The sequence below is a fragment of the Nonomuraea antimicrobica genome, assembly GCF_039536965.1.
Taxonomy (GTDB): Bacteria; Actinomycetota; Actinomycetes; order Streptosporangiales; family Streptosporangiaceae; genus Nonomuraea; species Nonomuraea antimicrobica.
Genome location: NZ_BAAAZP010000075.1, coordinates 41,395 through 63,098, shown reverse-complemented (window position 1 = coordinate 63,098; position 21,704 = coordinate 41,395). Strand labels below are relative to the sequence as shown.

General features: G+C 71.2%; 19 protein-coding genes. 7 read left to right on the top strand and 12 right to left on the bottom strand.

What is annotated here, in order from left to right:
- Positions 1-25 precede the first annotated feature (25 nt).
- Genes paaE through paaA form a run of 5 tightly spaced genes read right to left on the bottom strand, consistent with a single transcriptional unit; the run spans position 26 to position 3,908 of the window.
- Entirely contained in the window at positions 26-1,114 is a 1,089-nt protein-coding gene (gene paaE, locus ABD844_RS19825) for a 1,2-phenylacetyl-CoA epoxidase subunit PaaE (protein WP_344879549.1), read from the bottom strand.
- A gap of 1 nt (position 1,115) precedes the next feature.
- Positions 1,116-1,679, bottom strand: a complete 564-nt coding sequence (gene paaD / locus ABD844_RS19820) for a 1,2-phenylacetyl-CoA epoxidase subunit PaaD (protein ID WP_344879546.1) — start codon at positions 1,677-1,679, stop codon at positions 1,116-1,118.
- Entirely contained in the window at positions 1,676-2,593 is a 918-nt protein-coding gene (paaC, locus tag ABD844_RS19815) for a 1,2-phenylacetyl-CoA epoxidase subunit PaaC (protein ID WP_344879543.1), read from the bottom strand. Before paaC ends, paaD begins: the two co-directional genes overlap by 4 nt.
- A gap of 26 nt (positions 2,594-2,619) precedes the next feature.
- On the bottom strand, positions 2,620-2,913 hold the full coding sequence (gene paaB / locus ABD844_RS19810; RefSeq protein WP_344879540.1) for a 1,2-phenylacetyl-CoA epoxidase subunit PaaB: 294 nt from the start codon (positions 2,911-2,913) through the stop codon (positions 2,620-2,622).
- The gene (gene paaA / locus ABD844_RS19805; RefSeq protein ID WP_344879537.1) at positions 2,910-3,908 is read right to left on the bottom strand and encodes a 1,2-phenylacetyl-CoA epoxidase subunit PaaA; all 999 of its coding nucleotides are present in this window, start codon (positions 3,906-3,908) and stop codon (positions 2,910-2,912) included. Before paaA ends, paaB begins: the two co-directional genes overlap by 4 nt.
- A gap of 106 nt (positions 3,909-4,014) precedes the next feature.
- Between paaA and paaZ the strand changes: the two genes are divergently transcribed.
- From paaZ to ABD844_RS19780, 5 genes are all read left to right on the top strand, one after another.
- On the top strand, positions 4,015-6,072 hold the full coding sequence (paaZ, locus tag ABD844_RS19800; protein ID WP_344879534.1) for a phenylacetic acid degradation bifunctional protein PaaZ: 2,058 nt from the start codon (positions 4,015-4,017) through the stop codon (positions 6,070-6,072).
- On the top strand, positions 6,069-6,581 hold the full coding sequence (locus ABD844_RS19795) for an Lrp/AsnC family transcriptional regulator (protein ID WP_344879531.1): 513 nt from the start codon (positions 6,069-6,071) through the stop codon (positions 6,579-6,581). The genes paaZ and ABD844_RS19795 overlap by 4 nt, the downstream gene beginning before the upstream one ends.
- A gap of 171 nt (positions 6,582-6,752) precedes the next feature.
- Positions 6,753-7,850 carry a pyruvate dehydrogenase (acetyl-transferring) E1 component subunit alpha gene (gene pdhA, locus ABD844_RS19790; protein WP_344879528.1) on the top strand — a complete coding sequence of 366 codons (1,098 nt, stop codon included), beginning with the start codon at positions 6,753-6,755 and terminating at the stop codon, positions 7,848-7,850.
- A 1-nt stretch (position 7,851) separates the two neighbouring features.
- On the top strand, positions 7,852-8,868 hold the full coding sequence (locus ABD844_RS19785) for an alpha-ketoacid dehydrogenase subunit beta (protein WP_344879522.1): 1,017 nt from the start codon (positions 7,852-7,854) through the stop codon (positions 8,866-8,868).
- Positions 8,865-10,322: a dihydrolipoamide acetyltransferase family protein gene (locus ABD844_RS19780; RefSeq protein WP_344879519.1), complete on the top strand. Its 1,458-nt coding sequence runs from the start codon at positions 8,865-8,867 to the stop codon at positions 10,320-10,322. The genes ABD844_RS19785 and ABD844_RS19780 overlap by 4 nt, the downstream gene beginning before the upstream one ends.
- Before the next feature lie 347 nt (positions 10,323-10,669).
- Here the strand turns inward: ABD844_RS19780 and ABD844_RS19775 are convergent, their stop codons facing one another.
- Entirely contained in the window at positions 10,670-10,939 is a 270-nt protein-coding gene (locus tag ABD844_RS19775; protein ID WP_344879516.1) for a hypothetical protein, read from the bottom strand.
- Between the two features lie 532 nt (positions 10,940-11,471).
- Here ABD844_RS19775 and ABD844_RS19770 point away from each other — a divergent pair.
- Positions 11,472-14,165 carry a hypothetical protein gene (locus ABD844_RS19770; protein ID WP_344879513.1) on the top strand — a complete coding sequence of 898 codons (2,694 nt, stop codon included), beginning with the start codon at positions 11,472-11,474 and terminating at the stop codon, positions 14,163-14,165.
- Positions 14,166-14,178: 13 nt separating this feature from the next.
- Positions 14,179-15,057: a hypothetical protein gene (locus ABD844_RS19765; protein WP_344879510.1), complete on the top strand. Its 879-nt coding sequence runs from the start codon at positions 14,179-14,181 to the stop codon at positions 15,055-15,057.
- A gap of 254 nt (positions 15,058-15,311) precedes the next feature.
- Here the strand turns inward: ABD844_RS19765 and ABD844_RS19760 are convergent, their stop codons facing one another.
- The 6 genes from ABD844_RS19760 to ABD844_RS19735 all read right to left on the bottom strand — a co-directional run bounded on the left by ABD844_RS19760 (position 15,312) and on the right by ABD844_RS19735 (position 21,668).
- Complete coding sequence (locus ABD844_RS19760; RefSeq protein WP_344879507.1) at positions 15,312-15,647, bottom strand: helix-turn-helix domain-containing protein; 336 nt, start codon at positions 15,645-15,647, stop codon at positions 15,312-15,314.
- Complete coding sequence (locus tag ABD844_RS19755; RefSeq protein ID WP_344879504.1) at positions 15,644-16,015, bottom strand: type II toxin-antitoxin system RelE/ParE family toxin; 372 nt, start codon at positions 16,013-16,015, stop codon at positions 15,644-15,646. The genes ABD844_RS19760 and ABD844_RS19755 overlap by 4 nt, the downstream gene beginning before the upstream one ends.
- A 152-nt stretch (positions 16,016-16,167) precedes the next feature.
- Positions 16,168-18,246, bottom strand: a complete 2,079-nt coding sequence (locus tag ABD844_RS19750; RefSeq protein ID WP_344879501.1) for a hypothetical protein — start codon at positions 18,244-18,246, stop codon at positions 16,168-16,170.
- A 3-nt stretch (positions 18,247-18,249) separates the two neighbouring features.
- Entirely contained in the window at positions 18,250-19,104 is an 855-nt protein-coding gene (locus ABD844_RS19745; RefSeq protein WP_344879498.1) for a carbohydrate ABC transporter permease, read from the bottom strand.
- Entirely contained in the window at positions 19,101-20,066 is a 966-nt protein-coding gene (locus ABD844_RS19740) for an ABC transporter permease (RefSeq protein ID WP_344879495.1), read from the bottom strand. Before ABD844_RS19740 ends, ABD844_RS19745 begins: the two co-directional genes overlap by 4 nt.
- Positions 20,067-20,069: 3 nt before the next feature.
- Complete coding sequence (locus ABD844_RS19735; RefSeq protein ID WP_344879492.1) at positions 20,070-21,668, bottom strand: extracellular solute-binding protein; 1,599 nt, start codon at positions 21,666-21,668, stop codon at positions 20,070-20,072.
- Positions 21,669-21,704 lie beyond the last annotated feature (36 nt).

Below are 21,704 nucleotides of genomic sequence, written 5' to 3'. Positions count from 1 at the left end.
GGGCTCCTCTGGGTCGGGAAAGGGTTCAGGCGTCGTAGTCGACGGTGACGCTGTCGCCGTCCGGGAAGGTCTGGCAGGTCAGCACGAACCCGGCGGCCACCTCCGACGGTTCGAGCGCGTAGTTGCGCCGCATGTCGACCTCGCCCGCGCGGACGAGCGCGCGGCACGTCCCGCAGACGCCGCCCTTGCAGGCGAACGGCAGGTCGGAGCGGGTGGCCTGGGCGCCGTCGAGGATCGTCGTCTCCCGGGAGACGGGCGCGGTCGCGCGTACGCCGTCGAGCACGGTCGTCAGCTCGGTCGTCGCGCCGGTCAGGACGCCCTCCTCGGCCCGGCGCGGCCTGGGCGGGGGCTCGTCGACGTAGAACAGCTCGACGTGCACGCGCCCGGCGGGGACGCCGAGCCCGGCGAGCACCGTACGCGCGTCCTGGACCATCTCCAGCGGGCCGCACAGCCAGACGTGGTCGAACACCTCGACCGGCACCAGGCGGGTGAGCAGGCGGCGCAGCCGGTCGCCGTCGAGCCGTCCCGACAGCAGCTCGACGTCGCGCGGTTCACGGGAGAGCGTGTGGACCACCTGGAGGCGGGGACCGTAGCGGTTCTTCAGGTCGCCCAGCTCCTCGGTGAACATGACGGTGCGGCTGGTGCGGTTGCCGTACAGGAGTGACACCTGGGCGCCGGGGTGGGTGAGCACCGTGGCGGCGACGGAGAGCATCGGGGTGATGCCCGATCCGGCGGCCACGCACAGGTGGCGCTCGCCCAGGGCCGGGTCCGCCCGCCAGGAGCCGCCGGGGGCCTGTGCCTCGACGCGCGTGCCGGGGGTCACCTCGTGGACGAGCCAGGAGGAGAACAGCCCGCCGGGGATCTCCCGGACGCCGATCCTGGGCGCGGCGCCGGCCGGGGCGCAGATGGAGTAGGAGCGGCGGTGCTCGCGGCCGTCGATGACGCGGCGCAGGGTGAGCGACTGACCGGCCCGGAAGGCGAACGCGTCCCGCAGCTCCTCGGGGACGGCGAACGTGATCGCGGCGGCGTCCTCGCACAGGCGGTCCACCGCGGTGACCGTCAGCGGGTGGAAGGCGGTCCTGGCGGGCGCGGTGCCGGGCGCGAGCGCGGTCATGTCAGATCTCCTTGACGTGCTCGAAAGGTTCGAGGCAGTCGGTGCAGGTGTAGAGGGCCTTGCAGGCGGTGGCGCCGAACTCCGAGACCAGCCGGGCGGCGGCCGACCCGCAGCGGGGGCAGGTCAGGCGCCGCCGGACGGGGCCGAGCGTGAGGCGCACCGGGCCGGTCCGCCGGGGCGCCGGGCCTGGGGCCGACAGACCGGCCTCGCGCAGGGCCTCGCGGCCCCGTTCTGAGATCCAGTCGCTGGACCACGGCGGGTCGAGGACGATCCGCACCTCGACGTGCGGGAAGCCGGCCGCGTTCAGCCGGTGGACGAGGTCGTCGCGCATGGTCGCCAGGGCCGGGCAGCCGGTGTAGGTGGGGGTGATGGAGGCGATGACGACCTCGGCGCCGCTCGCGTCCCGTGCCACCTCGAGACCGCGCAGCACGCCCAGGTCCGCCAGGGTCAGCATCGGCATCTCGGGGTCGCGTACCTGACGGGCGACCTCGGCGGCGCGCTCCCGCGTACGGGCGCCGGGCGCGTCGTCCGGCAACGGCCCGGACGTGCGGCGAGGGGCGTTCACCAGCGCCCGCTCGGGTGTGCGCGGGCGACCGCCTGCATCTCGGCGAGCAGCAGGCTGAGCGCCTCGGTGTGCAGGCCGTCGCGGCCCGTCCGGCCGCCGACCCCGGCCAGCGGCGCGTGCTCGGGACGGTCCACGCCGCTCACCGCGAGCACCTGGGCGAGGACGGCGTCCACCTCGTCGCGGACGGACTCGGGGTCCACGCCGGCACCGGCCCGCGCGAGTGAACGTTCGAGCGGGTGCGAGGAGACCAGCTCCGCCTGGTACGGCCACAGCGCGTCGAGCGCGGCGACCAGCCTGCGGCGCGACTCCTCGGTGCCCCGCGCCAGGGTGAGGAACCAGCGTCCCGCCCAGTCGCGGTGGTAGGCGATCTCCTTGACCCCCTTGGCCGCCACCGCCGCGAGCACGCCGTCGCCGCTCGTCCGCAGCCGCTCCAGCAGCGCCAGCCGTGCCGCGGAGAACAGCAGCAGCCGGACCACCACGTGCGCGAAGTCGCCGTTGGCCACCTCCACCAGCCGTACGTTGCGAAAGTGCCCGGCGTCGCGGAAGAAGGCCAGCGCGTCCTCGGCGGGCACCGGCGAGCCCGCGGGCAGGCCGGGCACGACGGAGGGGTCCGCGGCGGCGGCCCGCGCCAGCAGCAGGCGGGCCTGCCCGAGCAGGTCGAGTGCCATGTTCGCGAGCGCGATGTCCTCTTCGAGGTCGGGCGCCCTGCTGCACCACTCCGACAGGCGCTGCGCCATGACGAGGGCGTCGTCGCCGAGCATGAGGCAGTACGCGGCCAGCTCGGCCCCGTCCACGCCGGGCGGGGTCGTGGCGTCGATCCCGGCCAGGGGGTCCTCGAAGTCGGTGCCGAAGGCCCACTGGGAGGAGTCGCCGCCGATCAGGCCGTCGAAGATGCTGCCGTGTTCGTCGCTCATCGTGCTCTGCTTCCGATCGGGGTGCCTCAGATGTGCGGCACGTCGCCGGGGATCTCGTAGAACGTCGGGTGCCGGTAGACCTTGTCGCCGCTGGGCGCGAACAGGGGGTCCTTCTCGTCGGGGCTGGACGCCGTGATGGCGTCGGCCCGTACGACCCAGATGCTCACGCCCTCGTTGCGCCGGGTGTAGACGTCGCGGGCGTGCCGTACGGCCATCGTGTCGTCGGGGGCGTGCAGGGAGCCGACGTGCACGTGGTTGAGTCCGCGCTTGCCGCGCACGAACACCTCGTAGAGCGGCCACTCCCGCCGGTCGGCGCTCATCGCCCGCCCTCCCCGGTCGTGGTGGGGGCCGCGGCCTCGGTCCGGTCCTGGGCCGAGCGCTCCGCGAACGCCGTCGCCGCCTCGCGCACCCAGGCGCCGTCCTCGTGGGCGGCGCGGCGGTGGGCCAGCCGCTGGGCGTTGCACGGCCCGTCCCCGCGGATCACGGCGGCCAGCTCGGCCCAGTCGGGCTCGCCGAAGTCGTGGTGGCCGCGCTCTTCGTTCCAGCGCAGGCCGGGGTCGGGCAGCGTGACGCCGAGGGCCTCGGCCTGCGGGACGGTCATGTCCACGAACTTCTGCCGCAGTTCGTCGTTGGAGTTGCGCTTGATGCCCCACGCCATCGACCGTTCGCTGTTGGGCGACTGGGTGTCCGGCGGGCCGAACATCATCAGCGCCGGCCACCAGAACCGGTCCACCGACTCCTGGACCATGGCGCGCTGCTCGCTCGTGCCGCGCATCATGGTCATGAGCAGCTCGTAGCCCTGCCGCTGGTGGAACGACTCCTCCTTGCAGATGCGGATCATGGCGCGGCCGTACGGGCCGTAGGAGGTGCGGCAGAGCGGCACCTGGTTGCAGATCGCGGCGCCGTCCACGAGCCAGCCGATCGTGCCGACGTCGGCGTAGGAGAGCGTGGGGTAGTTGAAGATCGAGGAGTATTTCTGCCGGCCGGTGAGCAAGAGTTCGGTCAGCTCGGCGCGGGAGACGCCCAGGGTCTCGCACGCGGCGTACAAATAGAGTCCGTGCCCGGCCTCGTCCTGCACCTTGGCCAGCAGGATCGCCTTGCGGCGCAGCGACGGGGCGCGGCCGATCCAGTTGCCCTCGGGCTGCATGCCGATGATCTCGGAGTGCGCGTGCTGGGCGATCTGGCGGACGAGGGTCCTGCGGTAGGGGTCCGGCATCCAGTCCCGGGGCTCGATGCGGTCGTGGCGCGCGATCGTGGCGTCGAACGCGGCCTGCAGCCGTTCCTCCTGGTCCGGCCGGGCCGGAGTGGTCGTCATCTTTCCTCCGGGACATCGGGCTCATTTACTTATCGCTCGGTCAGTAATAAGGTCGCACATGGTACGGCGTCCGCGCAACGGGGTCGCCCCGCGGAGAGGAGACAGGGTGAGCACGCTGCTGGAGAGCTACGCCGCCGGACGCTGGTTCCGGGCGGCCGACGAGGGAGAGCCACTGCTCGACGCCGCCACCGGCGAGGAGGTCGCGCGGATCTCCAGCCGGGGCCTCGACGTGCCCGCGATGGTCCGGCACGCCCGCGAGACGGGCGGCCCCGCGCTGCGGTCGCTGACCTTCCACGAGCGGGCCGCGCTGCTCAAGGCGCTGGCCAAGCACCTGAACGAGCACAAGGACGAGCTGTACGCGCTGTCGGTGCGCACCGGCGCCACCGCCCGCGACACGGCGATCGACGTGGACGGCGGCATCGGCACCCTGTTCAGCTACGCGAGCAGGGGCGTGCGCGAGCTGCCGAACGACACGATCGTGCTGGACGGCGGCCTGGAGCGGCTGAGCAAGGGCGGCACCTTCGTCGGCCGCCACCTGTACGCCTCCCGCCCCGGCGTCGCCGTCCAGATCAACGCCTTCAACTTCCCCGTCTGGGGCATGCTGGAGAAGCTCGCCCCGGCGTTCCTGGCGGGGCTGCCCTCGATCGTCAAGCCCGCGAGCCAGACCGCCTACCTCACCGAGGCGGCGGTCCGGCTGATCATCGGGTCGGGGATCCTGCCCGAGGGCACGCTCCAGCTCCTCGCGGGCGGCGCCGCCGGGCTGCTCGACGCGCTGACGGTCCAGGATTCCGTGGCCTTCACCGGCTCGGCGCACACCGCGGGCATCCTGCGCCGCCATCCGAACGTGCTCGACGGCGGCGTGCAGCTCGGCGTGGAGGCCGACTCGCTCAACTGTTCGATCCTCGGCCCCGACGTGCGGCCGGACGATCCGGAGTTCGACCTGTTCGTCAAGGGCGTCGTGACCGAGATGACGGTCAAGGCGGGGCAGAAGTGCACGGCCATCCGCCGCGTGCTCGTGCCGGGACCGGTGGCGGAGTCCGTGGTCGAGGCGCTGGCCGCGCGCCTGGCGAAGGTGACCGTCGGCGACCCGCGCAACCCGGACGTACGCATGGGCGCCCTGGCCAGCCTCGGCCAGCGCGACGAGGTGCGCAAGGCCGTCGAGGCGCTGACCGCGAGCGCCGAGGTCGTCGCGGGCGGCCCGGCGGGCACCCTGGGCGGCGCGACCCTGCTCGACGCGGATCCGGTGCGCGGCGCGTTCATGACCCCGCTCCTGCTGCGCGCCCGGCGGGGGGCCGCCGCGCCGCACGACGTGGAGCCGTTCGGCCCGGTGAGCACCGTGCTCGCCTACGACGGCCTCGACGAGGCGGTCGCGCTGGCCGCCCGTGGCCGGGGCAGCCTGGTCGCCTCCGTCGCCACCCACGACCCCGAGGTCGCGCGGGCGGTCGTGCTCGGGCTCGCGCCGTGGCACGGCCGGGTCCTCGTGCTGGACCGCGACGACGCCAAGGAGTCCACGGGGCACGGCTCTCCCCTACCCGTGCTCGTGCACGGCGGGCCGGGGCGGGCCGGTGGCGGCGAGGAGCTGGGCGGGATCCGGGGCGTGCTGCGGCACATGCAGCGCACCGCCGTCCAGTCCTCCCCCGACCTGCTCACCGCGGTCACCCGCCACTGGACGACCGGCGCGGCGCGCAACGAGTCCGGCGTGCACCCGTTCCGCAAGTCCCTGGCGGAGCTGCGGATCGGCGACACGATCGCGTCCGCGCCCCGGACGGTCTCGCTCGCCGACATCGACCACTTCGCCGAGTTCACCGGCGACACCTTCTACGCCCACACCGACCCCGAGGCCGCCGCGCGCAACCCGCTGTTCGGCGGCATCGTGGCGCACGGCTACCTCGTGGTGTCGCTGGCCGCCGGGCTCTTCGTCGACCCGGCGCCCGGCCCGGTCCTGGCGAACTTCGGCGTCGACGCCCTGCGCTTCCTCACCCCCGTGAAGGCGGGCGACGCCATCGCGGTGACGCTCACCGTCAAGCAGATCACGCCGCGCAGCGGCGCCGACTACGGGGAGGTGCGCTGGGACGCCGTCGTCACCAACCAGGACGGCACCCCTGTCGCCACCTACGACGTGCTCACCCTGGTGGCCAAGACCTGGCCGGCGGCGGACGGGTGACGTCCGCGGAAGGAGGGGACGGCTGGCCGGAGCCCTCCGCCGCCCGTCTCGACGAGGTCGACCGCGCGATCATCGCCGAGTTGCTGCGCGACGGCCGGATGTCGGTGCGGACCCTGGCCGAGCGCGTCCACATCTCGCGCGCCAGCGCCTACGCCCGGCTCACCCGGCTCATGGACGACGGGGTGATCATCGGTTTCACCGCCCAGCTCGCGCCGCACAAGGCCGGGCTGGGCACCAGCGCGTACGTCTCGCTCACCATCGAGCAGAACTCCTGGCGCCAGGTCTCGGCCAGGCTCAAGGACATCACCTACGTCGAGCACTTCGCCATGGTCGGCGGCGACTACGACGTGCTGGCGCTGGTCAGGACGCCGGACAACGCGGCGCTGCGGCAGGTGGTCCTGGAGCGCATCCAGGACATCCCCGGCGTGCGCGGCACCCGTACGTGGCTGGTCTTCGACGAGGCCCGGGGCCGGGGGGCCGGATGGGGCAAGGGCACGGGCAAGGGCTGAACGCGGCAGAACGTCCGGCCCGATCCTCACGGACGCTCCCGCAGATCTACATTTGGCCCACTTTGAGGCTGGATGCAGCCATTTGTCGCCCTTTGTCCCCAATGTCTTGAGCAAATGGACGGCTAGGCGGACGCTTGCCTTGTCAAACGTCCAGCGAAAGCGAGCGTCGCCATGTCCCTTGCTCAAGTGGTCGACGGCCTTCTCCCCGCACCCGTCCCGGTACGCTTCGTCGCCGAGGACGGCACCCCCGTCGACCCGCCCCCCGCCTACCCCGCGCCGCCCGACGGCCACCTGCTGGAGGGCTACCGCCGGATGGTCGTGGGCCGCCGCTTCGACCGCCAGGCGACCGCGCTGACCAAGCAGGGCAGGCTCGCCGTCTACCCCTCCAGCCGGGGACAGGACGCCTGCCAGGTCGCCGGGGTGCTCGCGCTGCGCGAGGACGACTGGCTGTTCCCGACGTACCGCGACTGCGTGGCCCTGGTCGCCCGCGGCCTCGACCCGGTCGAGGTGCTCACCCTGCTGCGCGGCGACTGGCACTGCGGCTACGACCCCGTGGCCACGCGCGTCGCGCCCCAGTGCACGCCGCTGGCCACCCAGACCATCCACGCGGTGGGCATGGCCGAGGCGCTGCGCCGCAAGGGCGAGGACGCGGTCGTGATGGCCTTCATCGGCGACGGCGGCACCAGCGAGGGCGACTTCCACGAGGCGCTCAACTACGCCGCCGTGCTGCGCTCCCCCGTCGTGTTCTTCGTCCAGAACAACAAGTACGCCATCTCGGTGCCGCTGGCCCGGCAGAGCGCCGCCCCCGCGCTGGCGTACAAGGGGGTCGGGTACGGCGTGCGGTCCGAGCAGGTGGACGGCAACGACCTGGTCGCGGTGCTGTCCGTGCTCACCGCCGCCGTACGGCACGCGCGGGAGGGCGGCGGGCCGTTCCTGGTGGAGGCGCACACGTACCGGATGGACCCGCACACCAACGCCGACGACGCCGCCCGCTACCGGGACAGCGAGGAGGTCGAACGGTGGGAGGCGGCCGACCCGATCGCCCGGCTGGAGACCTACCTGCGCGGGCGCGGGCTGCTGGACGCCGACGGCGTCGCCGCCGCGCACCGGGCCGCCGAGGAACTGGCCGCCGGGCTGCGCGACCGGATGAACGCCGACCCGCGCACCGACCCGCTGGAGCTGTTCGACCACGTCTTCGCCGAGCCCACGCCGCAGTTGCGCGAGCAGCGCGCGCTGCTGGCGTCCGAACTGAACGCGGCGGAGGGCTGACATGACCGTGATCTCGATGGCCCAGGCGCTGAACCTCGCGCTGCGGGACGCGCTGCGCGACGACGAACGCGTCCTCGTCTTCGGCGAGGACGTGGGCCCGCTCGGCGGCGTCTTCCGCATCACCGACGGGCTGACCAAGGAGTTCGGCGAGGAGCGGTGCTTCGACACGCCGCTGGCCGAGTCGGGGATCGTGGGGCTGGCCGTGGGCATGGCGATGGGCGGGTTCCGTCCGGTGGTGGAGATGCAGTTCGACGCCTTCGCCTATCCGGCCTTCGAGCAGATCGCCTCGCACGTCGCCAAGACGCGCAACCGCACCCGCGGGCGGCTGTCGCTGCCGATGGTGATCCGCATCCCGTACGCCGGGGGTATCGGCGGGGTCGAGCACCACTGCGACTCCAGCGAGGCGTACTACGCCCACACGCCGGGGCTGAAGGTGGTGACGCCCGCGACGCCGGACGACGCGTACTGGCTGCTGCGCGACGCCGTCGCCGACCCCGACCCGGTCGTCTTCATGGAGCCCAAGCGGCTGTACTGGGCCAAGGACGAGACCTCGCTCGGCGAACGGCACGCCGCGGGCTTCGGCCGGGCGGCGATCCGGCGGCAGGGGCGCGACGCGACGCTCGTCGCGTACGGGCCGGGCGTGCCCGTCGCGCTGCAGGCGGCCGAGGCGGCGGCCCGCGAGGGCGTCTCGCTGGAGGTGGTGGACCTGCGCACCATCGTCCCGTTCGACGACGAGACCGTGGTGTCCTCGGTACGCAGGACCGGCCGGTGCGTGGTGGTCCAGGAGGCGCAGGGGTTCGCGGGGGTGGGCGCCGAGATCGCGGCCCGCGTCCAGGAGCGCTGCTTCCACTCGCTGGCCGCGCCCGTGCTGCGCGTCACGGGCTTCGACATCCCCTACCCGCCGCCGAAACTCGAGCACTCGCACCTGCCGGACGTCGACCGCGTGCTCGACGCGGTGGACCGGCTGCAGTTCGGCGACGAGCCCGACGTCCTGCACCTGGCCCGGGAGGCGTCATGACCGGCACGGCCACGGCGCGGGTGTTCCACCTGCCCGACCTCGGGGAGGGGCTGACCGAGGCCGAGATCGTCGACTGGAAGGTGTCCGTGGGCGACACGGTCGAGGTCGACCAGATCGTGGTGGAGGTGGAGACCGCCAAGGCGGCGGTGGAGGTGCCGGTGCCGTACGCGGGGACCGTACTGGCGCTGCACGCCCCGACGGGCGCGGTCCTGTCGGTGGGCGCCGCGCTCATCGAGGTCGGCGCTGCCGGGTCCGGTGCGGGCGCCGGGGTGGGGGCTGAGGATCCGGCGGCGGCGCGTTATCGGGAGGAGGAGCAGGCGGGCTCCGGCAACGTCCTGATCGGTTACGGCACCGGCCACGCGACGGGCCGCCGCCGACGCCGTACCACCGCCCCAGCCGCCCCAGCCCCGATCCCCCACCCCCGAGCCCCTCAGCCACCGGTCACCGTGTCGAAGGAGGGGCAGGCGCCTCTGGTGATCTCCCCGCTGGTCCGCAGGATCGCCCGCGAGCACGAACTCGACCTCGCCACCGTCCACCCCAGCGGGCCGCACGGAATGATCATGCGCCGGGACGTCGAGGAGGCCATCGCCAACACCGCGTCCGAGACGGCCCGCGAACACACGACGCCCGAGACGCCCCGCGCCCATTCCCACACGACGACCGACGCCGCGCTCGCACATTCCCGCGCGACGACCGAGGGGGCACGCGCGCATTCCCGGACGGAGTCCGAGGCGGCGCCCGTACATCCCCTCACCCCACCCGGGGTGGAACGCATTCCGCTGCGCGGGCTGCGGCGCGCGGTGGCCGAGAAGCTGAGCCGCAGCCGCAGCGAGATCCCCGACGCCACGACCTGGGTGGACGCCGACGCCACCGCACTGCTCGAAGCGCGCGCGGCGCTGCGGCAGGCCCGCCCCGATCTCGGCATCGGCCTGCTCGCCCTGCTGGCCCGCATCTGCGTGGACGGCCTGCGGCGCTTCCCCGAGCTGAACTCCACGGTCGACACCGCCCGCTCCGAGATCGTCCGGTACGGGCACGTCAACCTCGGCTTCGCCGCGCAGACCGACCGCGGCCTCGTCGTACCGGTGATCAGGGACGCCCACCTGATGACCACCGCCCGGCTCGCCACGGAGCTGACCCGGCTCACCGGCCTGGCCCGCTCGGGCAAGCTGCCCCCGGAGTCGCTGACCGGAGGGACGTTCACCCTCAACAACTACGGGGTCTTCGGCGTGGACGGGTCCACCCCCATCATCAACCACCCCGAGGCGGCGCTGCTCGGCGTCGGCCGCATCATCGACCGGCCCTGGGTGACCGGCGGCGCCGTCACGGCCCGCAAGATCACGCAGCTCTCCCTCACCTTCGACCACCGGGTCTGCGACGGGGGCGTGGCCGGTGGGTTCCTGCGCCACGTGGCCGACTGCGTGGAGAACCCCGCGATCCTGCTCGCCGACTTCTGAGCAGCCGAGCACCCAAGCTCACCGACGCCGAGCCCGAACCCCGAACCCCCGGACCTCGGGCCCCGACCCCGGAGCCCGGAGCCCGGAGCCCGGAGCCCGTCCAGGCTCGTCACGACGAGGGCGCGCGCCGGGAGCGGCACGGGACGCGCCGGACGGTTCGACCTCGCAGGAGGAGACGGCGGGCGGCGGGCGGCCACCCCACCGCCACCCGCCACCCGCCGCCTCCTCCGTCGTCCGAGCGCCGCCCGGGTCGGTACCGGGCCAGGTCAGTGCCGGGCCGGGTCAGTGCCAGGCCCGGTCAGCACCAGACCCGGGCCAGTGGCAGACCCGGGCCAGTGGCAGGCCGGTCAGTAGTAGAGGGACAGGAGGTAGCCGGGGCTGTCCCAGTCACACTTCCACTTCTGCGCCTTGCCTGAGTTGACCGCGTACGCCCCGACGGACGCGCACGTGTAGTACTCCTTGTAGACCTGGTACGGGTGCCACGAGGCGGCGTTGGCGGGCGTGCCGGTGGCGACCACGGTGGCGGCCATGACGCCGGCCAGGACGGCCAGGGCCTGCGCGGGCTTGCGCAGCAGAGCGAGCTTGCCGCGTGGGGTGTGAGTGCGGGTGCGAGACATGGTGATGTCCTCCTCTGTGTGAGGTTCCGCCTGGCTGAATGCCGGATGACTCGCGATCAGCATCCGCCCGCCCGCCACACGGCCACTACACGACTGCTACAGGACCGCGACAGAGAGCACCCGTTCCTGGCACGGACAGCGAGATCGGGACCCGCGAGTTCCTCGGGTCGGGGAGGTCCGGAGCCACCTGATCGGCGTCCGCACGATACCGAGAAATTCGCATTTCTCCACAAAGGCATTGCATCCCAACGAAACGGATTCCCATAAGAGTGAAGTGCACGATCTGCCCCACTCGCAGTAATCCGCGATCGCCCGATTTGCTCATATTCGATCACCTCAAATGCCGCCCACCGAGGAGCGGCGAGTAAAGAGAAAATCGCTGGTCATTGGGCTACGGCAGACTTACGATGGGCATCCGCTTCGCGATTCATGCTTACCACTCCGGCCAAATGGGATATAAATGGGAAATTCAGTTACGCAGCCGGTGCTCGACAATTCTGCGCGAGAAATCCTCAAAGGCACTCTCGTTCCTGTGCAGGTCTCCGTGCCCAGCGGCGACGGGGGCGGCGGCATCGTCAAGCTGGGCGCCCTCCGGCATCTGGAGCTGGCTCCCGGCGACGTGGATGCCGTGCTCGACCGGCTGCGGCGGCCTGCCGAGCCCGACAGCCCCGGCGAGCCGAGCGACTCCGATGAGCCGAGCGACTCCGGCGAGCCTGACAAGTCCGGCGAGCCTGTCGAGTCCGGCGGTCCGGAGTTCCCGGGGGCGACGATCGATGTGCTCAGGGCGTTCGAGGGTGGGGCCGTGGCGCTCGGGCGGCCCGATGTGGTGTCGGTCGCACGGATCCCGGCGTCCGAGCTGGCGCGTTTCGCCGAGGCCCTCGTCGAGGTGCGGGCCGAACGGCTGCGCGGCGCCGAGGAGGCGCGCGCCGCGGAGACGGCGCACGCCGCCGCGGAAGCACGCACCGCGCACGAGACCGCTGACGTCGCGCAGGCCGTCCAGGCGCTCAACGCGGCCGTCGTCGCGCTGCGCGGTCTGGCCCTCTACACCGGCACGCCGCCCATCGGCATGCTCAACCTCGAACGCATCGAGATGGTGCCGATCGGCATCCAGCGCGGCGAGCTGGTCGCGACCATCCCCCTGGCCCCCGGCGAGGAGACCGCGGTCACGCACAAGGAGTGGTCGGTCACCACGAAAGAGTTCACCACGATCGTCACCGACGAGCTGGAAGAGGTCAGCGAGACCGGCGTCACCGACAACACCGACCTGGCGCAGTCGACGTCCTCGCAGAGCCAGCACTCCAACCAGTTCAACATCACCGGAACGGTCCAGGGCGGCATCCCGATCATCTCCGGCTCCAGCACCTCCAGCTTCACGGCGCAAGACTCCGAGTCCGAGTCCGCCACCGAGAGCATCAAGCACGCGCGGGCCACCACCCAGAAGGCGTCGTCGCGCTCGCGGCGCGAGCACAAGGTGACCATCTCCACCACGACGGTCACCGGAGAGTCCGAGACCTCGACGCGCATACTGAAGAACACCCAGAAAGACCCCATCCGGATCGACTACTTCAGCCTCATGCGCAAGTGGCGGGTCCGGCTCTACCGCTACGGGCTGCGCCTGACGTACGACCTGGTGGTGCCCGAGCCGGGGGCGGCGATGCGGCGCGCGTACGCCGAGCTCGACCGGCTCCACGCGATGCAGCGGCCCTTCGAGTTCACGGTCAAGCCCTCCGACGTGACCATCGAGATCGTCGACAAGGACGGCAACCCCGCGGGCGAGAGCACGCCCGTGGCGGAGCGCAAGCCGAAATACCTCTGGCTGGCCGAGCGCCACGGCGTCACGGTGCGGCCCTACCCGGAGGAGCCGACGCCGCTGACGCCGAGCGCCCACGTGGGCACGAGCGGCGGTTGGTGGTTCCTCGACCTGGAGTTCGAGGTCCCCGGCGGCACCCGCATCAAGGAGGTGCGGCTCAACGGCCAGATCGGCAAGGACGACGAAGACGACAAGATGAACTTCGACGTCATCGGCGCCCACAACGAGCCGCAGTGGCGAGGGCTGAGCGACGCGCTGATCATCCGTGACCACCGCGTCCTGGCGCCCGGCGGCGTGCTGCCCTTCCTCCAGGGTTTCACCGGGCGGCAGAAGGTCACGTTCTTCTTCCACCACTCCGAGGAGGTCTACGTCGGCCTCGTGGTGCACCTGGAGCACACGTCCGCGGCCATCGAGCAGTGGCGCGTCGAGGTCTGGAACGCCCTCTACAACGCCGCGCAGACCCGCTACTTCGCCCAGCAGGAAGACATCGTCGGCCGCATCGCCGCCATCGAGGACCGGCTGACCGGCGTCGACACGCTCACCCTGCGACGCGAGGAGAGCGACGAGATCATGAAGTGCGTCCTGCGGTTCATCCTCGGGCCCGACTTCGACTTCATGCCCGACGAGATCCTCAAGGCGTTCGTCGCGGCAGGGGTCGACGTCGAGCACGGCATCGGGTTCGACGGGCCGCGCCTCGGCATGCTGCCCGAACAGTGGGCGGCCGTGCGCCGCCACGAAGACCTCATCCGCTTCATCAACCAGGCCATCGAGTGGGAGAACGTGGTGACGTTCCTCTACTCCTACTTCTGGGACGTGCCGCCGAGCTGGCCGTTCATCCGGCAGCTCCGCCACCCCGACCCCAACCGGCAGGCGTTCCTGCGCGCGGGCAGCGCGCGGATCGTGCTCACCGTGCGCAAGGGCTGGGAGGAGCGCTGGATGCGCTTCGCCGAGGGCGGCTCGATCGGGGCGGGGGTGCCGGAGCCGTACCTGACGATCGCGAAGGAGATCGCCGCCTACGACGACCGCAACTATCCGGGCATCCCCCCAGCCAACCCCGGGCGGGCGGCCGTGCACCTGCAGGACTCCGTGTACACGACGTTCCGCGTGGATGTCGAGCCGAGCGCGAGGCCGGTGAACATCAAGGTCGCCGGCAGCGCGGGCTTCGTGGTCGGGCTGCCGGTCGTCATCGACGCCTACGACGAGCGCCGGGTCCAGGAGCGGCAGCTCGTCGTGGCGATCCCCGACTCGACGCACATCACGGTGGCCCGGCTCGACTTCGCCCACGAGGGCTCGCAGGCGCCCGTTGCGATGCTCCAGCCGGGTGAGAAGGGCGCGCTGGTCGCCGAGTGGCACGAATACACGCCGTCGTCCGGCACCGACATCGCCGTCACCTCCAATCTCACCTCCATCGCCTGAGGAGAGCGGGCGCGTGAGCTACTTCTGTTTTGAGCGGAGCCCGGAGGTGCGGCTGTCGCGGCTGACGCTGGCCGTCGGCGAGGAGGCTCAGTCGATCCTGTGGCGCGGCGAAGGGCCCGACGACATCGTGCACTCGGCGCTGTTCGACCACGATCGCACGCTGGTGTTCGCCGACGAGACGAAGGTCTCCTACGTGCCGCCCCACCCCTTCCGGAGGTGGCAGATCACGGGCAGGGCACCGGGGTCCGGGCGCTTCGAGGCGATCTACATGCCGCGTACGGGGGCCCTCGTACGGCTCGGGCGGATCGACCTCGACGTCCGGCTGGAGCCCGACATGGAGGCGGACCTCGTCTACACCGGGAAGTTCCTGCTGTGGCGCAGGTCCGTGCCGTCGGCGCTGCGGGCGAAGGGCCCGCTGCTGTTCCATGCCACGTCGGGGCTGATGGGGTCGCAGATCGTACTGATGCAGTCGGGCTACAACCAGGGGCCGCTGCCCGAGGGGCTCTACTCGTTCTTCACCCATGTCGATCCCAAGCAGAACTCGGTGGAGGCGGCGAACAAGCGCGGCGACCACGCCGCCTCCAACCACGAGGAGGGCATCCAATACCTGCCGATCGGCGGCAACGGCCCCGTCTTCCCCGACTGGGGCACGTTCCGGGTACGCCTAACGGCGCTGCGGGGCAAGACGTACGGCAGGTCCGGGTTCTGGCTGCACGACTCGCGTAAGGGGTTCAGCCACGGGTGCGTCGAGGTCGGGCAGACCACCGACGGCCTCGACTTCTTCTCGGCGCTGCTCATCAACGCGGGCAGCCCCGACCGCAAGCCGAAGCTGATCCTCCGGGTGAAATACTCCTACCCGGAGCAGATCACCAGGGGACAGACCCTGCGATAAGGCCACCCTGCTTCCCACCGGGGAGTTCTCAACGGCAGCTCTTCCAGGTCCTGCACCAGCGTGTGCTCACGCCAACGGACGCAACAAACCCTTGCCGCCCGGGGACCTGGCACGCCACGCATCGGTAACGGTCCGATCGACACGAGACGGGCTCCGATCACAGGCTCGAAGAAATCGAGTCGGTCGATGAGAACTCCCTCGCGGATCTCGGCGGCCTCGGCGACGTCGGCGCGGACGGAGGAGGGTGTTCGAGTTCATGCGGCGTGGGTGTCGGTGCCGCGCAGGATGTACAGGTCATCGCCGAACACGGCCGAGATCTGGAGTTGCCCGCCGAGGGCCTGCACGTAGCGGGCGATGGCTTCCACGGTGGACACCTCACCGCGTTCGATCTGGGAGACCCGGCTCTTGGTCACTCCCATCAGGTCAGCGACGTCGGTCTGTGACAGGCCCAGGCTCTTGCGGCGTTCGGCCAGCCGGTAGCCGTCGATGTAGGCCTGATTACGCCGCCGAGCCTCAGCCACGGCCTCCTCACCGCCGGAAGTGGCCACGATGTCGGCGCGGACGTCGCTCCACTTGGGAAAATTCGTCATTGGTCCTTCTCCTCCGCCTCGCGCTCGGTCAGGTAGTCCGCGTACAGCTCTTCGGCGCGGGGGATGACCCGCCGATACCAGCCTGACCAGTCACCGGACTTATCCCCGCCGATCAGCAAGACGGCCGACCGCCACGGATCGAACACAAACAAGATCCGGATCTCGGAGCGACCCGCCGAGCCGGGACGCAGTTCCTTCAGGTTGTGAACCTGGGAACCCTCCAACTTGTCCACCAGCGGGCGGCCCAGGCTCGGACCGGCCTCAGCCAGTCGGTCGACGGCATCGACGACCTGCGCCCGGGATCGCTCGTCCAGGGCGTTGATCCAGGTCAGGATCTCGTTGGTGACGCGGATCTCCCACTCCTCCACATCCAGAAGTGTAGCAAATCCTTTACTTGGCGAAGGAGCGTCACGACGCCGGATCGCTGACGACGGCATGCGGCCTGACGGCTACGTTGACGACGGCGTCGCGCGGAAGTGGAAGACGGCCCCGCCGTGAGGTGGGCGGGACCGTTGGGTGGTCAGGAGATTATCTGGTAGCCGAACTGCACCTCCAGTTCGGTGGCGCCCGCGCTCTCCAGTACGCGGAGCTGGAGGCGTTTGGCGGCCGACGTGCCGTCCACCACGTACGGCGAGGTCAGCGCGGTGGCCTGGAACGAGGTGGTCGCCCCGGTCGCCGCGCCCCCGGCGCTGTCGCCGTTGGCGTCCAGGCGGACCGCGCAGGTCCCGGCGCCCAGTTTCCTGGACACGCGGATGATGCGCAGCCGCTGGCCGTCGGCGTACAGGAGGTTGGACAGGTCGTGCAGGCCGTCGGCGACGGCGCCGTCGATGCGGGCGGTCAACCAGCCGTCGATCTGCTGCACGCCCTTGTTGCCGATGACGCGGGTCTGCGCGGTCTGCGTGCCGGTCAGCGCGTACGGGCCCGCGTGGTTGCCGTTGAGGTCGTTGGCGCTGATGAGCACGTCGGGTGAAGCACTGACGATGGCGTAGTCCTGGCGGTTGGTGCCGTCGCCGACGAAGCCGCCGATGGCGTTGCCGGTCACCACGACGCGGGTGGCCTGCGCGCGGATGTTGATCCCGGCGCCGTGCCGGTAGGCCGTGCCGCCCGAGTGGGCGCCGCCGAACCGGGCGCCCTTGAGGTCGAAGGCGTTCGCCCCGATCACGGTGATCGTCCAGGGGCCGTCGAGGCCGGTGACGCCGGTGAGGGTGACGCGGTCGTCGCTCTCCCAGCCGTGCGGGCCGGAGGTGGTGACCCGGACGCCGCCCGAGCCGTTGTCGGCCACGGTGCCGATCTGCCGGGCGAAGTCGGCGTGCGCCATCCGGCCGTTGTTGCCGATGAGGCAGCCGGTCACGGTGGTGCGGGCGGCGTCGACGTCGATGCCGTTGCGGCCGGCGCCGCGGATGACGCAGCCGGTGAAGGTGACCCCGCCGGTGAACTCGGGGCCGACCCGGACGTTGTCGTACTCGCCGTCGGCGGAGATGTAGGTGTTGGCGAACTGGGCCTGCGCGCCCGCCTCCAGCAGCACTGGGACGCCGTGGCCGTTCTCGAAGCCGCCGCCCTCGAAGTAGACGAACTTCGGCAGCGCCTTGCTGCCGGTGGTGTTGCGCATCCAGAGCCCGTGCCGGCCGAACAGGATGGCGGTCGCGATGAACTTGATCGACCCGCCGAGCCCGTCGATGACGACGTTGTCGGTGACCTTGTTGCCGGAGCCGGCGGCGATGCCGCACTGCACGAATTCGACGGGATCGGCGCGCTGGTCGTCGGCGACGCCGTTGAGCAGGATGACCTGGTCGCCCGTGAAGGTGTTCCAGACGCAGTTCTGGAACCGTACGGTGTTGCAGGCCCGCAGCACGAGCCCGTTGTGGCCGTCGCGGAAGCGGGCGTTGGAGAAGGCGAGCATGTAGTTGCCGTCGGCCGTGCCTGGCCCGGCCCGCTCGGTGCGGATCATGGCGCCGCCGTCCAGGCCCAGGCCGCGGATCTGCAGGTCGCGGAAGCCGCCCCCGTGTACGCCGGTCAGCAGGAACCCGTCGGCCGTGCCGGTGTCGAGGAGGATCTGCGTGCCGGTGTCGAGGCTGTCGGTGTGGCCGGCGCCGGCGAAGGTGATGGGCACCCGCTTGACGGAGATCGTCTTCTTGAGCAGCACCTTGCCGGGGCCGATCTCGATGGTGCCGCCCGTGGGCAGGGCGTCCACGGCACCTTGCAGGCGCGGGGTGTCGTCGTCGGCGCCGGTGCCGCGCCAGCCGTACCAGGCCAGGTCCACGGTGGCGGCGACGGGGCGCTTCCACCGGCCGGTGGCCACGCCGGTGACGGCGAAGACGGTGCCGGCGTCGTCGGCCTCGGTGCTGTTCTCGTCCCAGTAGAGGTCGCCGCCGCCGCGTCCGGGCGTGGGGGTCACTCCGGGCTCGTCCTGGTGGTAGCCGAGCAGGTACACCTGCTCGGCGGGCTGTCCGGGGGTCTTGCGCAGGTCGGTGACGCCCGCGATCACGCGGACGTCCGCGCGCCTGGCGGCGGCCTGCGCGGGCGTGGCGGTCAGCGCCAGGGCGGCGCCGCCCGCGCCTAACGCCGACAGGATGCGACGGCGCTCTTCGTTGATCTTCATGTGTCAGCCTTTCACCGCGCCGATGAGGATTCCCTTGGAGAAGTGCTTCTGGAGGAACGGGTAGACGATCGCGATGGGGACCAGGCTCAGCACCAGGATCGCCATCTGCATGGACTGGGCAGGGGGCAGGAAACCGCCCGACAGATCGGCCGCGTCGACACCGAGCGAGCTGTTGTCGACCACGTACGTCCGCAGGACCAGTTGCAGCGGCCACTTCTCGGTGTCGTTGAGGTAGAGCATGGCGTTGAAGAACGCGTTCCAGTACGCCACCGCGCTGAACAGCCCGACGACGGCCACGACCGCCTTCGACAGCGGCAGCACGACCCGCAGCAGGATGCGCAGCTCGCCGGCCCCGTCGATGCGGGCGGCGTCGATCAGCTCGCCGGGGATCTCCTGGAAGAACGCCCGCATGATGATGATCTGGAACCCGCTGGCCAGCCCGGGCAGGATGAGCGACCAGTAGGAGTCGAGCAGCCCGAGCTGCTTGATCGTCAGGTACATCGGGATCATGCCGGGCGCGAACAGCAGCGTGAACAGCACGGTCAGCAGGATCGGCCGGTGCAGCAGCGAGCCCGGCCGGCTCAGCGAGTACGCCAGCAGCGTGATGCAGGTCAGCGAGAGCAGCGTCCCGGCGACGGTCACGCCGACGGACACCAGCAGCGCCCGGGTGACCACCCCGCCCGCCAGGATGGCCCGGTAGGCGTCGAGGCTGGGGCGCTCGGGCCACAGCACGTAGCCGCCGGTGGCGGTGACCTGCGTCTGGTCGGCCAGGCTGGTGGAGATGACCGCCAGGAACGGGAGGATCACCAGAGCGCAGCAGGCGGCCACGACCACGCCTTTGACGGCACGAACGATCATTTGGTGTAGAGCCCTCTCTCGCCGAGCAGGTGCGCGACCTTGTTGGCGCCGACCACGAGCACCAGCCCGACCAGGCCCTTGACCAGGCCGACGGCGGCGGCCACGCCCCAGTTGCCGCCGACCACGCCGTAGGTGAAGACGTAGGTGTCCAGCACCTCGGACACGTCGGTGCCGACCATGGCCTGCTGCAGGATGATCTGCTCGAAGCCGACGGTCAGCACGTCGCCGAGCTTGAGTATGAGCATCAGCACGATCACGCCGCGGATGGCGGGCAGCGTCACGTGCCAGAGCTGGCGGGTCTTGGAGGCGCCGTCCATGGCGCTGGCCTCGTACAGCTCGGGGTCGACCCGGGACAGCGCGGCCAGGAAGATGATCGTGCCCCAGCCGGCGTCCTTCCAGATCACCTGCGAGGTGATGAGGGCGAGGAACAGGTCGGGGTTGCCCATGAGCGGCAGCGTGGCCAGGTCGTGCCCGCGCAGGAACGTGTTCAGCAGCCCCGCGTTGCCCAGCATGTGCTGGAAGATCGCGACGACGACCACCCACGACATGAAGTGCGGCAGGTACAGGATCGACTGGGCCAGCCGCTTGACCCGCTCCCCCGCGAGGGAGTTGAGCAGCAACGCCAGCGCGATCGGCACGGGGAAGACGAAGACGATCTGCACGAGCGAGATGACGAGCGTGTTGACCAGCGCGTTGAGAAAGAGCGGGTCGCCGTTGAAGAGCACCAGGAAGTTCCGCAGGCCGACCCACGGCGCCTCCCAGATGCCGAGGAAGGGCTGGTAGTCCTTGAACGCGATCACGTTGCCGAGCATCGGCACGTAGTGGAACAGCACGATCACGAGCAGGCCGGGCACGCCGAGCAGGAGCAGCAGCCCGTCCCTGCGCAGGCGCGAGGTGCGCGGCCTGGTGCGCCGCGCGGGGGCGGCCGGGCGGGTCGGCGGGGCTTTCACGTCGAGCGCCATCGATCAGTCGCCCTGGGCCAGCGCGGTCTCGTACTCGCGGCGCATCTGGTCGCCGCCCTGCGCACGCCACTGCTTGACGACCTCGTCCCAGTGGCTGACGGGCTTGCGGCCGGAGACGATGTCCAGCTCGGCCTGGTCGATGATCTTGATGAGGGTGCCGCCCTTGTTGACGGCGGTCTCGGAGTAGAGGGCGGCGGCGGGGTTGCGCACGATGGAGGGCACCACCCGTTCCTGGTAGGCGCGCTGGGCGTCCACCCGTTCTCTGGGGCCGGGGCCGAGCACGTGCGGGGAGTCGGCGACGTACTCCAGGGGCAGCTTGACCTCGGCGTCGCCGAGGCTCGTCGGCTGGGGAGCGCCGTCCTTCATCGTGTAGTGCTCGCCCTCGACGCCGAACTTGCGGAACATGTACTCGCTCGTGCCGAGCGGCGCGGACAGCCAGTCGCAGACGCGCAGCAGCTTGGCCAGGCGGTCGCGGTCGGTCTTCTTGAACGCGGTGATGGCGAAGTGCGCCTGGCCCGCCCGCGCGGGGCCGGGCGAGACGATCGCGCCGACGTCGACCTTGTAGGTGTCGGCCAGGATGTCCCAGGCGGCGTAGCCGTCGGCGTTGAGCGCGACGGTGCCGTTGCCGAACAGGTCGCGCAGGTTGAGCTTGCCGCCGACGGCGTCGGGGTGGAACACACCGGCCTTGACCAGCTCGGCGGTCTTGGCGATGGCCTCCTTGCGCTCCTGCGTCTCGTGCTCGGAGGTGAACCTGCCGCCCTCCACCCGCCACGTGTTGGGCACGCCGAGCATGGTGCCCACGAACGTGATGACGCCCTTGGGGCCGCCGAAGGCCCACCGGTTCTTCGCCGGGTCGCTCAGGCCCTTGGCCAGGGCCAGGAAGTCGTCGTAGCTCTTGGGCTCGCCGTTCAGCGAGCGTTCCGCGATGAGGTCGGAGCGGGCGAACATGATCGTGCCGACGATGGCGCGGGGCACGGGGATCGCGTACACGCCGCCCTGGTAGGCGGTGGCCAGCCAGGAGTCGCGCGGGATGCCGGCCAGGAACGGGTAGTTCTTGACCGCGTCGCCGGAGAGCAGTTCGCTGAGGTCGGCGCACAGGCGGGTGAGGATCTGGGAGCGGTTGGCCAGGCTGGCCGAGAGCATGAGGACGTCGGGCAGGTCGCCGCTGGCGATGACGGTGGACAGTTTGCTCACGTAGTCGGCGGCGGGCGCCATCGTGATGTTCAGGGTCGCGCCGAGGCGGGTGTTCAGCTCCTGCCAGTAACGGTTGGCGTCGGCGCCGGGCGGCACCGGGTCGAACATGTTGGTCAGCACCTTGACCTCGCCCAGCCCTTCGCCGGGCTTGCCGGTGAAGGCGGTGACGGGGTTGGCGGGATAGCTGTGGTAGGCGGCCAGCACACCGTCCGCGGTGGCGGGCACGTCGGGTTTGACGACGGTCGAGGGAAGGTACGCGGGCAGGACCGCCTTGCGCGTACTCCCCTGCGGGCTCGCCGGGGGCGAGGACGAGCCGCACGCTGTCAGCAGGCCGCCCGAGGCGGCCAGCAGCGCGGTGCTCCCGGTGAGCTGGAGGAACTGGCGCCTGCTGTGACGCGCGTCAGACATGGCCTTTCCTTTCGTCGGGGGGGTCGTCGTTGGGGG

What these genes read in the sequence shown, in the direction of transcription:
- paaE (WP_344879549.1), bottom strand. Translation starts at nt 1,114, where the DNA reads ATGACCGCGCTCGCGCCCGGCACCGCGCCCGCCAGGACCGCCTTCCAC.
- paaC (WP_344879543.1), bottom strand. Translation starts at nt 2,593, where the DNA reads ATGAGCGACGAACACGGCAGCATCTTCGACGGCCTGATCGGCGGCGAC.
- paaB (WP_344879540.1), bottom strand. Translation starts at nt 2,913, where the DNA reads ATGAGCGCCGACCGGCGGGAGTGGCCGCTCTACGAGGTGTTCGTGCGC.
- paaA (WP_344879537.1), bottom strand. Translation starts at nt 3,908, where the DNA reads ATGACGACCACTCCGGCCCGGCCGGACCAGGAGGAACGGCTGCAGGCC.
- pdhA (WP_344879528.1), top strand. Translation starts at nt 6,753, where the DNA reads ATGTCCCTTGCTCAAGTGGTCGACGGCCTTCTCCCCGCACCCGTCCCG.
- ABD844_RS19785 (WP_344879522.1), top strand. Translation starts at nt 7,852, where the DNA reads ATGACCGTGATCTCGATGGCCCAGGCGCTGAACCTCGCGCTGCGGGAC.
- ABD844_RS19780 (WP_344879519.1), top strand. Translation starts at nt 8,865, where the DNA reads ATGACCGGCACGGCCACGGCGCGGGTGTTCCACCTGCCCGACCTCGGG.
- ABD844_RS19775 (WP_344879516.1), bottom strand. Translation starts at nt 10,939, where the DNA reads ATGTCTCGCACCCGCACTCACACCCCACGCGGCAAGCTCGCTCTGCTG.
- ABD844_RS19760 (WP_344879507.1), bottom strand. Translation starts at nt 15,647, where the DNA reads ATGACGAATTTTCCCAAGTGGAGCGACGTCCGCGCCGACATCGTGGCC.
- ABD844_RS19750 (WP_344879501.1), bottom strand. Translation starts at nt 18,246, where the DNA reads ATGAAGATCAACGAAGAGCGCCGTCGCATCCTGTCGGCGTTAGGCGCG.
- ABD844_RS19745 (WP_344879498.1), bottom strand. Translation starts at nt 19,104, where the DNA reads ATGATCGTTCGTGCCGTCAAAGGCGTGGTCGTGGCCGCCTGCTGCGCT.
- ABD844_RS19740 (WP_344879495.1), bottom strand. Translation starts at nt 20,066, where the DNA reads ATGGCGCTCGACGTGAAAGCCCCGCCGACCCGCCCGGCCGCCCCCGCG.
- ABD844_RS19735 (WP_344879492.1), bottom strand. Translation starts at nt 21,668, where the DNA reads ATGTCTGACGCGCGTCACAGCAGGCGCCAGTTCCTCCAGCTCACCGGG.